The 10,276-nt window shown below is 40.7% G+C and carries 12 protein-coding genes and 1 pseudogene; 4 read left to right on the top strand and 9 right to left on the bottom strand.

Annotated elements, in window-relative coordinates; translation table 11 throughout:
• Nucleotides 1-351 precede the first annotated feature (351 nt).
• Nucleotides 352-525, top strand: a pseudogene (locus tag ACEW80_RS02640) (DUF3891 family protein); the annotation flags it as partial.
• Nucleotides 526-822: 297 nt separating this feature from the next.
• Here the strand turns inward: ACEW80_RS02640 and psaK are convergent.
• Nucleotides 823-1,083 carry a photosystem I reaction center subunit PsaK gene (gene psaK / locus ACEW80_RS02635; protein WP_373525105.1) on the bottom strand — a complete coding sequence of 87 codons (261 nt, stop codon included), beginning with the start codon at nt 1,081-1,083 and terminating at the stop codon, nt 823-825.
• A 396-nt stretch (nt 1,084-1,479) separates the two neighbouring features.
• Here psaK and ACEW80_RS02630 point away from each other — a divergent pair, with 396 nt between their 5' ends.
• A complete protein-coding gene (locus tag ACEW80_RS02630) occupies nt 1,480-1,920 on the top strand; it encodes a SufE family protein (RefSeq protein WP_373525104.1) in 441 nt (146 codons plus the stop codon).
• A 154-nt stretch (nt 1,921-2,074) separates the two neighbouring features.
• Here ACEW80_RS02630 and ACEW80_RS02625 read toward each other — a convergent pair whose 3' ends face one another.
• Nucleotides 2,075-2,824, bottom strand: coding sequence for a DUF6544 family protein (locus ACEW80_RS02625; protein WP_373525103.1), 750 nt, complete (start codon nt 2,822-2,824; stop codon nt 2,075-2,077).
• A 1,149-nt stretch (nt 2,825-3,973) separates the two neighbouring features.
• Entirely contained in the window at nt 3,974-4,918 is a 945-nt protein-coding gene (locus ACEW80_RS02620) for an all3515 family Zur-repressed PEP-CTERM protein (protein ID WP_373525102.1), read from the bottom strand.
• 317 nt (nt 4,919-5,235) lie between these two features.
• On the opposite strand from ACEW80_RS02620, the gene ACEW80_RS02615 reads away from it, so the two are divergent.
• A complete protein-coding gene (locus tag ACEW80_RS02615) occupies nt 5,236-6,207 on the top strand; it encodes a GTP-binding protein (protein ID WP_373525101.1) in 972 nt (323 codons plus the stop codon).
• Between the two features lie 71 nt (nt 6,208-6,278).
• Nucleotides 6,279-7,340 carry a WD40 repeat domain-containing protein gene (locus ACEW80_RS02610; protein ID WP_373525100.1) on the top strand — a complete coding sequence of 354 codons (1,062 nt, stop codon included), beginning with the start codon at nt 6,279-6,281 and terminating at the stop codon, nt 7,338-7,340.
• Nucleotides 7,341-7,668: 328 nt separating this feature from the next.
• Here the strand turns inward: ACEW80_RS02610 and ACEW80_RS02605 are convergent, their stop codons facing one another.
• The 6 genes from ACEW80_RS02605 to ACEW80_RS02580 all read right to left on the bottom strand — a co-directional run bounded on the left by ACEW80_RS02605 (nt 7,669) and on the right by ACEW80_RS02580 (nt 10,267).
• Nucleotides 7,669-7,794, bottom strand: coding sequence for a hypothetical protein (locus tag ACEW80_RS02605; protein ID WP_373525099.1), 126 nt, complete (start codon nt 7,792-7,794; stop codon nt 7,669-7,671).
• 356 nt (nt 7,795-8,150) lie between these two features.
• The gene (locus ACEW80_RS02600) at nt 8,151-8,555 is read right to left on the bottom strand and encodes a hypothetical protein (protein ID WP_373525098.1); all 405 of its coding nucleotides are present in this window, start codon (nt 8,553-8,555) and stop codon (nt 8,151-8,153) included.
• Nucleotides 8,556-8,561: 6 nt separating this feature from the next.
• On the bottom strand, nt 8,562-8,990 hold the full coding sequence (locus tag ACEW80_RS02595; RefSeq protein WP_373525097.1) for a hypothetical protein: 429 nt from the start codon (nt 8,988-8,990) through the stop codon (nt 8,562-8,564).
• Nucleotides 8,991-9,048: 58 nt separating this feature from the next.
• Nucleotides 9,049-9,423, bottom strand: a complete 375-nt coding sequence (locus tag ACEW80_RS02590; RefSeq protein ID WP_373525096.1) for a hypothetical protein — start codon at nt 9,421-9,423, stop codon at nt 9,049-9,051.
• Nucleotides 9,420-9,671: a hypothetical protein gene (locus tag ACEW80_RS02585; RefSeq protein WP_373525095.1), complete on the bottom strand. Its 252-nt coding sequence runs from the start codon at nt 9,669-9,671 to the stop codon at nt 9,420-9,422. The genes ACEW80_RS02590 and ACEW80_RS02585 overlap by 4 nt, the downstream gene beginning before the upstream one ends.
• The gene (locus ACEW80_RS02580) at nt 9,671-10,267 is read right to left on the bottom strand and encodes a hypothetical protein (protein ID WP_373525094.1); all 597 of its coding nucleotides are present in this window, start codon (nt 10,265-10,267) and stop codon (nt 9,671-9,673) included. The genes ACEW80_RS02585 and ACEW80_RS02580 overlap by 1 nt, the downstream gene beginning before the upstream one ends.
• Nucleotides 10,268-10,276 lie beyond the last annotated feature (9 nt).

Raw genomic sequence — 10,276 nt, 5'->3', positions numbered from 1 at the left:
GGTATCAAAACGTTCTAAATCCCCCTAAACCGTCCGATAAATTGGGGACTTTGATTCCGGTTCCCCCTTTTTTAAGGGGGGTTAGGGGGGATCTATAAATGTGTAAAATCACAGCCTAATACTTTTCAAACATCCTCTAAGCCCAAAAAATAAAAATGTGTAGGTTGGGTTGAGGAACGAAACCCAACATTTTGCGGCGTTTGTTGGGTTTCGCAAAGCTTCAACCTAACCTACAATATTCTTAACCGAACCGTATTGAGAGCGATCGCCCCTTCAATATCTACCCCAACGTTTCTGAATTGAGAAATTAATTCAACTCAAAATCAAGACTAAGAATCAGAAGATTGACTTGTGATTGTCAACGCCACGCAAAATGGTTGGGAAGTAATTTATCATCGTGCCCATGCTTTATTAGCAGCTCAACTGGCAGGACAGTGGCGACGTAAAGATGTTCCAGCACGGTTATATGAAACGATAGCTGCAATTTCTCATCATGATGACCAAGAAAAAGAGTGGGAAGAGGACATAGAGTGGACATTTGTTAAGAGTTAGATTCATATAGTAGGACTTACGCACAAGAGATCCCCCTAAATTCTCCTTAAAAAGCGGGACTTTGACTTTAGTAGCTTCCTTTTTAAGGCTTGTTTGGGACAACTAGAGAAGTTAATGATTTAATGGCGAAATATGGGAGAGAACCAGTTAAATTATTGTAAGAGTCTGATATCTGAGGACAATTGGCATAGAAAAGAGCCAAAGAACTAACTCTCTGGCTCAAACTGGAGACAAAACAATCATCAAATAAAGGTTATCTTGGGTAAGAACCTAAATTCTTCCCAGGTTATGCAGCCCTAAGACAGCGCCCACTCCTAAGATATGACCAAAGGCAGTACTTGCTAATAAAGCAGGTAAACCAAAACCGCCTAAGAAGTTAGCTGAGGGTAGTCCCGGTTCTGCATTTGGATACTTGATGGTAGATTTACCAAAGGCAATGGCAAGAATATTGGCGAGAATTATAATCACCCCAACGGCAGGACTCCATTGCAAGGGTGTAGTTGCAGCAGCGAGTAAGGTTGAAGTAAACACCTGATTTGCTCCTGAAATTTATTAATGATTGAAAATATCATCTGAATATTTCCGAAACAAATTCAAGAAAATATCCGATTTTGCATCAATATTTAACAGTTATTCTTACTACTTAATACAAAAAGCTGCAACAGTCAGCTTTTTGAGCAATATCTGGCAGGAAGCAACACAGCTAAAACCGGGAGGATCTTAGCCTAGCGTAACTTTTATGACATTGGTGATAATTGTTATTGCTTACCTTATATCGCATTAATTATCTGGATTTGAAAACTTCTAGTAAATTTAAGAGCTGTTATGCCAAGGTGAAGTACAGGCGCGTAGGCGTAGCCCGCCGTAGGCATCGCTCTAAAGATAATTTACAATTCAAGATAATATCGATCATTTGCAGCTTCTATTATGTCCTCAACTCTAGATGCTTTGCCACCCGCGCTTGCTAAAATTGTCCAGCGCTTCCAACGCGCTTCCGAACCGAAGCGACGCTATGAACAGCTAATCTGGTATGCTCAGAAGCTCAATGAGTTCCCGGAGGGTGATAAATTACCCGAAAATAAAGTTCCTGGTTGCGTGTCTCAAGTTTATATCACAGCAGCCTTAGATGACGGTAAGGTTGTGTTTAAAGGCGATTCTGATTCCCAATTAACCAAAGGATTAGTAGGGCTTTTGGTTGAAGGATTGGATGGACTAACGCCAACTGAAATTGTGCAACTTACTCCAGATTTTATTCAAGTAACAGGTTTAAACGTTAGTCTGACACCTTCCCGTGCTAATGGATTTTATAACATTTTTAAAACCATGCAAAAAAAAGCATTGGAATGTAAGTTAGATTTGCCTAACTAAACAGATGAGTGCAGATAACTATCAAAAGTTACAGCGATCGCCTTTAAAATTTACTTCTTCTGTGTATTTCTAACCTTCCACATCGATCATTTTCGCATAAACTAATCAACGAATGGGCGTGGTGAAATCGGCAGCGAATAAAAGCGATCGCCTTCTACCGATAGATTGCATTATCAATCGTAGCTCGGAAGAACTCACCCTCCGACTCAAACCGCTCAGTGCCAAAGTACCAGCCAATCCGCAGATGGGTGGGAATGGTGTAGCCGTAGAATGTGCCCTCTGACTCTACAATTCCACCGAAGTCTACATAATGAAACTCAGCACCTTCTGGATTGCCCCAGCGCGGTAGCTTGATAGTCTTGAGCCGCCCCGTTTTATCAATGGTGAAATCAAGTTCCGCTCGCTCGCCTTGGACGACGAAACTAGAATGCAGGTGCGATGAATCCATTCTTGTCCATGACACATTATCATTACAGAACACAGACGGCAACCACACTGACTCTGCCTGGAGACGACCAACCCCAGACCGTGTAATATCGGAACCTGAAGCCACCATCACCGGGAATATTCCTAACAGCTTCCACTGCATAGCACCTGCGCCGTCTACGAGGCGATCCGATCCTAAAATCGGTAAGCCGTTCATCCACGCCGTAGCACTCCAAATCAGTCCATGCTCCCAGCAAATGACTTGCTCTGCTTTGAATGGAATCCAACTCTTCAATTTGATTTCGCCGTGCATCTGCAATCGAACCGCAGATGCGATCGCAGTTCCAGGAGCGATCGCGTGTTCGAGATACCGTCTTGCGGCTTCTGGTAGGTGAGAGCGTTCATTTGAGCAGAATGGGCGATCCTTAGATATCGCCGACTCCCACAGCGCATCGAGGGAAAGTTGTTTAGTCATCATTGCCTCCAGCATTTAGTTAATTAAATATTTCTGGCGATCGCTATCCTTCACCTCTTCAGAACGGCAAAGAACCTTTTAGGAAGTGTTTAATTCAGAATTTGATAGATTGTAATGATAAAAATGATTGTGAAAATAGCTGTATAGATTAACTTCGTATACTTGGCTATAGGACTCATATTTGATTTTTGAACAAACTCAGTACAACTCAAAGAGACTTCTTCCCTACTGCCCACTCCCAGCCTACGCAAATAATTTCAGAAATCAAATCGGATTGCTATAGCCAATTTGGCAGATAAATAGAAAAATTGTCTTTAGTTGAATTTGAATATTTCCGGGCGATCGGACTTTTTAAGATTTGAGTTAATAACTTTAACTTCTGGCATTACTGTGACGGGTGTTTGTTCTATTTCCTGAATGAATTGATTGAATACGATATATAACGTAACGGTCGATGCAGTAGTGAAGCTTTATTGACCGTTACCGTATGCACTTTGAGCAAGTCAAAATCTTTGGATAGCTGAGAATAAGTTTTACCAGAATGTCAGGCTTATGTTAGATCGTTCGATATTATGAAGTGCGATCGCTCGATCTTGTAAACAATGCCAAAAATTGATCGCTGGTATAATCTCCTTTTTGTATTTATTTGATAATATTAAACAATTTTTTGTGAATAATGTTTGCAGAGTGTCTTCATTAAATACGATTGATCGCATGATGATTCTGTTTGTGGGTTTCGATTAGTAATTGAATTTGTGTAATCAGTTTTCGATTGTTTAGAATGTCGTCGAAATCAATCGAATGGATTGGTTGGTTAGGGCGTGATTTTTGGGAATTATGCTTGAATTGCCCGATCTGTTGCATTAGATGCGAGTTGCCTAAGACATATTCAGTTTCTTGATGGGTATCCATAAAGTTTAGTAGATTTTATAGGCTACCTTTATGTTTTTAGCATATCTGATAATTCGTTGAAAAGCGATCACTAATAACAAAATCTCAATGCGGATTCCACAACAACATTGCGATCGCTTATACTTGGTCAATCTCTCTACAAACTCAACACTACCCAATCTTTCTTAATGTTATCTTGAGAAAATTAAATCCTCACACCAAGATGCAAAGATCATTTTGCGCCTTGGTGCGAGATTAAAATTAGTTCAAGCTATTGCGATTAAGTTTTTGCAAGCGAGAAAGAGAAAGCGCTAGTAGACCGACTATACCAAGACCAAGAACAGTTGATGACTCAGGCACTGTCTTGACTTCAAAATCAAAACTGAAAGTGCCAGACTCCTTAAAAGGAATGGGGTTACTACCAGTGCCTAAATCCACCAGTTTGAATGATGCAGAGTAAGTTCCCAGTGGTGCAGCAGCATCAGTCCAAAAGGTAGGGGTGAACGAAAAATTATCACCACTGCCAATTGTGTAGATATCACCGACTGAGTTGACAATATCAAAGCCTGCTGAATCACCAATATTCAATCCACTGCTAATTGAGGCTAATTGTAAACCAATATTTCCACCCTCAAGGGACGACTGCCAACGACCATTGGAGCTATTGAACAAATACTGGTTGTCTAATTCTTTTGAAGTTTTTAGAGACGCTAGAGGTTCTATCGTCAGATTACTATATTCCTTATCTGTTGGAATACTAATCAAGCGACCACTATAAAACCCTGTGCCAGGTAATAGTGTCAGCGGCGGTTGTTCTGAGTAAGACTCAGGAATTCGGTTATTTGTATTGGTTGGGTTAATAGTTAGGTTATTTAATGAACCTAAGTAGCTATAAGCACCAATGCCGTGGAAATGGCTGGATTCGGGTTGGTCTTCATTCCTGTGTGCAAAGAGAAGGGTTAAACGATTGTAGTTGGGGTTCTCCAAACCTGCGTATGTCCCTGTAGGAAAAACCTCCAAACCATCTAACCCAATGTAAAAGCCGGTTTCGTCCGAATGATTATGAGTATCATCAGCTTGTGCCGGCGCCAAAGCGGTAGATAAAAGCAGCGGCGCAACAACCAAAAAACTGACTGCAATAGGCGCAGATCGTTTCCCTGTTTGAGTTACTTGCTTTTTCGAGCAGATAGTGTTTTTTGAAATCACCACGCTTCCCCATCAAAAGTATAATTCTTCTTTATGATGATAATGATTATCATAGATTCTGTGGGATTGTCAAGGTACTAACCTGGACTTCCCGTAGGGTCGGTCGGCTTGTATGCAATATTCCTATCAGCTACGCAACTTTTGAATATTTATTACTTATTACAGATGCCTAAAAATAAAATATTTCTTAGTTAAACTATGTAATTATTTGGCGAAACCCTAAATAAAAGCAAGTTCACAGTTCGCACAAAAATATAAAAAGATTTATCATAGACGATAATGATTATCTATATGATGAGACAAGAGGAATTTAGAGTATGGTGGCTGACGTAATCAACAATTCAGTTCCCGTTACTGTTCTGACTGGCTATTTGGGAGCAGGTAAAACGACTCTACTTAATCACATTCTCACCTACGAACACGGCAAAAAAGTTGCTGTGATTGTCAATGAATTTGGGGAAGTAGGTATTGATAATCAATTGATTATCGATGCAGATGAAGAAATTTTTGAAATGAACAACGGCTGTATCTGTTGTACAGTGCGCGGCGACTTAATTCGGATCATTGGCAATTTGATGAAGCGGCGTGATAAATTTGACCATATAGTAATTGAAACAACTGGACTCGCCGATCCTGCGCCAGTGATTCAGACATTTTTTGTTGATGAAGATTTGCAAAGCCAATTGTCTCTAGATGCGGTGGTAACTGTGGTAGATGCCAAGCATATTTGGCAGCATTGGGACGCAGATGAAGCCCAAGAACAGATTGCCTTTGCTGATGTAATTTTACTTAATAAAACAGATTTGGTTGCGCCAGAAGAGTTGGATGAATTAGAAAAACGGATTCGGGCGATGAATGCGATCGCTAAAATCTACCGTACCCAGAATTCTGAACTAGAAATAGATGCTTTATTAGGTGTAAAAGCCTTTGATTTAGATCGGGCATTAGAAATTGATCCAAATTTCTTAGGCGAAGATGCCCACGTACACGATGAAAGTGTCTTTTCTGTGGCATTAGTAGAATCAGGTGCGATCGATGGAGAAAAATTAAACGCTTGGATTTCCGAGTTACTGCGTACCCAAGGCGCAGATATCTTTCGGATGAAAGGCATTTTAAATATTGCTGGGGAAGAGAATCGATTTGTGTTCCAAGGAGTGCACATGATATTTGATGGCAAACCCGATCGCCCTTGGAAACCAAGTGAAACCCCCAAAAACGAACTAGTCTTCATCGGTCGCAATCTTGATGCAGCCCAACTCAAGCAAGATTTTCTCGCGTGTTTAGCTTAAAAAGTGAGTTAGGAGTTAAAAATTCCTAACTTCTAACTCCTAACTTCTAACTCCTAACTTCTGTAAAAAATATGAACTCAACAACTAGCAAATCTAAGGAATTTGAACAACACTATTCGGGGACACTTTCAGATTACGTAACTGCGATCGCTTGGTCGCCACAAGGTAAAACTTTAGCAGCAACTTCCGCCGCCGGTGAAGTAGTTCTATGGAATGATGGCGAACTCACAACCCTGCAAACTGGTAATGCTAAATCAGTAGATTGTCTGGCCTTTTCCCCAGATGGAAAATTTTTAGCCGTTGGTGGACAGGATGGACAGGTCAAAATTTGGCACGATACTGAATTAATTGCTACTTTGGAAAATGCCCCTGCATGGGTTGACAAGCTAGCTTGGAATTACACTAGCAACCAACTGGCTTTTAGTTTGGGGCGTTACGTCCAAGTCTGGGATGCAGATACTCACGAAATTGTCGTGACACTGAATTTCGACAACTCGTCAGTTTTGGCTATAGATTGGCGGATTGATGGACAGTACTTAGCCATTAGCGGTTACAAAGGAGTGAAGATTTGGCATAGTCAAGACTGGGATGAAGATCCATACATCTTGGATATGACTACTGTCAGTTTAGCTATGGCTTGGTCGCCCGATGGCAAATTCTTGGCTTCTGGCAACATGGATCGTAGTGTCACCGTTTTGGAATGGAACAACCCCGACCCCTGGGTTATGCGCGGTTTCCCTGGTAAAATTCGCCAATTGGCATGGTCAGAAGCTACTACTAAATTGGGTGCGCCAATACTGGCATCTTCTAGCGTTGAAGGTATTGTAGTGTGGGAAAAATTAGAAGATGATTCCTTGGGTTGGGAAGCACGAGTATTAACTAATCATGTGGGTGTGATTAATGCGATCGCCTTTGCACCCAAAAGCTTCTTTCTCGCTTCTGCTGCTACTGACGGCTGGTTATGTTTGTGGAACAAAGCCAAAGAAGTGTCCCAAATTATCACAGGTGTCTCAGCAGGATTTTCTAACCTAGCTTGGCATCCCCAAGGCAAGTTACTGGCCGCAGGCGGCGAGCAAGGCGAATTACTTATTTGGTCAAAGGTTTTGCGGGGTCAAGGATTCGGGCGTAGTTAAGCAATGCTTGGTTTACCACTAGAACCGATGAAGTAATTTACAACTGGATAACAGCGATCGCTTGTAGATTTACACTTCTTTTCTACAGCGATGTCTCCGATGGTCACTGAGCTTGCCGTAAAGCCTGCGGCATAGCTTCGCTTAAGGCGCAGCCTCTCGTAGAGAAGTGCGGGCTATGCCTACGCTCATAAGTTTGCCAAAATACACAAGATTTTACTTATGGTTCTCAGTCTACAGTCTCTACATAGGTAATGGAAGGATAAATCTGCTATTGAGTGAGAATATTATGATGAGGCAACTTGATCAGCGAACCCCAGCCTAAACCATTTTATAGATACTCCTGCATCTTTCCTTGCAACAGTTTTAAGCGATCGCGCTCACAGCTAGTATTTAATATTGACTTGGGGGATGTAAAAACCCCAATCTCAGGCGGAGCCAGATTGGGGTAGTTCATAAAGAACAAAACCCTTGAAAACTTTACTTTTCAAGGGTCTTATGCCAGCTTTATGCTTTATGTCAGAGGGTTATTTGGCTGTAAAGGATGCCAGGAACCGGACTTGAACCGGTGACACGAGGATTTTCAGTCCCAAGGAATTGAATCCGAAAGTTGCGCCAATGCGATGTTCGTTATTTTAAACATCAATTTTTTGCCTAAACCTTGCCTAAGTTACTAGGTGAATGGCACGATACAATCAGGCTTTCAGCCGCTATGTGACGAAAGGGGAATTATGTTCAATGCCCAAAATACTAGAGTGAATCCCCACAGGGCTAAAAGACAAAGGGAAAGACGCACTCGTGAATAACCAATGACTAACCGCGATCGCGTTCATACTCCTGCGCGGTTTCATACTCACGGTGAAACTGTTCCAGGGCTTCCACTCTTTCAAATAGCTGGTTTCTCTGTGAAGTGTTTACGGTTTCTAGTTCCTGAATTTTGCTGGCTACTTGCTTAATCATCAAAAACAATACGTTTTTATCAAGGTTGGAAAGTATGTCACCGTCCACTAACAGACTGTTCAATGCTTCACTCGTGGATGTAATGCATTCTAGAAAATTACCAATAACCTTAAAATCCCAAGTTTCACCATTAACATCTTGTGGATGAATGCAAAAGCTATACTGATTGTTTTGGTCTTTTTGAACTCTAAGCCTAAAATCAATTGCTTTTCCCTCGTGTAACTGAAAGTAATTTTCTAGTGTAAATCGACTAATCATGCTCATCTATTCTTCCTGAGTATTCTCTTCATATTCCCGAATATTAAAATTAGTATCTTTTTGGAGAAACCTCTGCACATCCCTAGTGTAAAAAAGCAACCGTTTGAACTTGTGGTTGATTTTCTGATCTAGCTGTCCCAAAACCATCTGTATAACATCTTTTCGGTTTACATACTCTTGAATATGCAAATCTAAAGTTTTTTCTAGATGACGAATTTTTTCGGCATTAGCAGCTTGCTCCTTTAAAGACAATTCAATTTGGCTAATCGAGGTTGAAATGCTGTTGATCTTGCTAATTACGCGAATAGCAATAGTAGCAAGAATAGTTGCACTTACCAAGATGCCGAAAATTGCGCCAGTGCTTTCTAGAGTTAGAGTAACTCCGGGTGAGCTATTAAGAGAATTGCTCTGTGCTGTTGATTGTGCAGTAGTCATTTTAATAGCTGAAGTATCTAATTTATTGCTAGATTCGCCCGACAACACATTGTTAATATTAGTTGTCAATAAATTCCCATACTTTAAAAGTGCAGTCTTTGAAGTATCTTTGCACTTCAAAAGAGATTTTATAATTGTTTGGGAAAGATAAAAATTTAATAATTATTGGCGTATAAAGAGGAATAAATTTAGATTCCCCTAGCGCTAATCCTAGTGAGAATGGGGTAATAACCGCTTGATGCAAGTATCCGGCTTTGTACCAATTTGGTTTGGCTGTGGCGCTAAATACTTGCACACACACAACAGATGAAGAAAATAGATGAGAAGGTTCAAAAGCCGCTATCGGTTGAATTATCATCTCACCTAATATATTGGCGTTTTTAGTAGAATCTATGATTAGATTCCACTTACTAACATCGCTAAAATCAGTCATTTCATTAAAAGTTGAACATGTTCTTCAACTTCGCCGACAAATATCTTTGGATCAATACTGTAATGATCGAGCAACTCAAAGTAAGTGTAGTCATCCATCGCACCAGATAACCATAAACTAGCTGCGTTGTTGATAACGTGCATACCTTGAACTGTGGTTTCATCGGCTTGTCCATCAACGGACACGGTAAGCAAATCACCAATATTTGGAGGAACCCACAATAAATTATTATCAAACGCGATAGACATTACACACCTTCTGGTACAAACCGATATCGGCTAGCTAGGGCGTTTACACTACCAGTAAATAATCCATTGAAATCGGCTTTCCCTTTGATTGCCGCAACTACAGTATCGTAAGTATCTGCTGCAATTTTTTTACCAAAGCTACCAGTGACAGAATCATTTTCATGTCGAAAATATTTGCGCCCTGTAATCCGAGATGATTCTTTAACGGTAGCCGTTGTTACTCTTTGAATGATTGTGAGTTTAGCAAATTTAAACTTCTTAACATTATCTATAACGTTAGGTGTGGTTAATGCTGCAAGTTCAGTTCTAGTAAAATTGAATTCCGCCAATATTCCTTGCATCGCTGTAGCGAGAACCCCGCCTCTACCTACTTGAGTAGCGGCGATTAACCTAGCGGGAAGGTAAACAAGATTTGTACCGCTTGTATCAAATGGAATAATCGCTCCAATAACTCGATCAGTTTTTACTTTGTTTGCTGGAGTCGTAATTGCTGCATAGGCTGCTTGTCGCGCTTCTGTATCCTTCTTAAGCCATATCTGATATTTTGCGTAATCAGCCGCCAGACGATCGCCTCTGCTGATATCTCTATAAGTCATTTTGAATCT

Source organism: Nostoc sp. (assembly GCF_041747015.1).
In the GTDB taxonomy this organism is placed as follows: Bacteria; Cyanobacteriota; Cyanobacteriia; order Cyanobacteriales; family Nostocaceae; genus Nostoc.
Note: the sequence above shows the minus strand (reverse complement) of the source record. Positions and strands in the feature narration are given on the sequence as shown.

What these genes read in the sequence shown, in the direction of transcription:
- ACEW80_RS02630 (WP_373525104.1), top strand. Translation starts at nt 1,480, where the DNA reads ATGTCCTCAACTCTAGATGCTTTGCCACCCGCGCTTGCTAAAATTGTC.
- ACEW80_RS02625 (WP_373525103.1), bottom strand. Translation starts at nt 2,824, where the DNA reads ATGATGACTAAACAACTTTCCCTCGATGCGCTGTGGGAGTCGGCGATA.
- ACEW80_RS02615 (WP_373525101.1), top strand. Translation starts at nt 5,236, where the DNA reads ATGGTGGCTGACGTAATCAACAATTCAGTTCCCGTTACTGTTCTGACT.
- ACEW80_RS02610 (WP_373525100.1), top strand. Translation starts at nt 6,279, where the DNA reads ATGAACTCAACAACTAGCAAATCTAAGGAATTTGAACAACACTATTCG.
- ACEW80_RS02605 (WP_373525099.1), bottom strand. Translation starts at nt 7,794, where the DNA reads ATGAACTACCCCAATCTGGCTCCGCCTGAGATTGGGGTTTTTACATCC.
- ACEW80_RS02600 (WP_373525098.1), bottom strand. Translation starts at nt 8,555, where the DNA reads ATGATTAGTCGATTTACACTAGAAAATTACTTTCAGTTACACGAGGGA.
- ACEW80_RS02595 (WP_373525097.1), bottom strand. Translation starts at nt 8,990, where the DNA reads ATGACTACTGCACAATCAACAGCACAGAGCAATTCTCTTAATAGCTCA.
- ACEW80_RS02590 (WP_373525096.1), bottom strand. Translation starts at nt 9,423, where the DNA reads ATGACTGATTTTAGCGATGTTAGTAAGTGGAATCTAATCATAGATTCT.
- ACEW80_RS02585 (WP_373525095.1), bottom strand. Translation starts at nt 9,671, where the DNA reads ATGTCTATCGCGTTTGATAATAATTTATTGTGGGTTCCTCCAAATATT.
- ACEW80_RS02580 (WP_373525094.1), bottom strand. Translation starts at nt 10,267, where the DNA reads ATGACTTATAGAGATATCAGCAGAGGCGATCGTCTGGCGGCTGATTAC.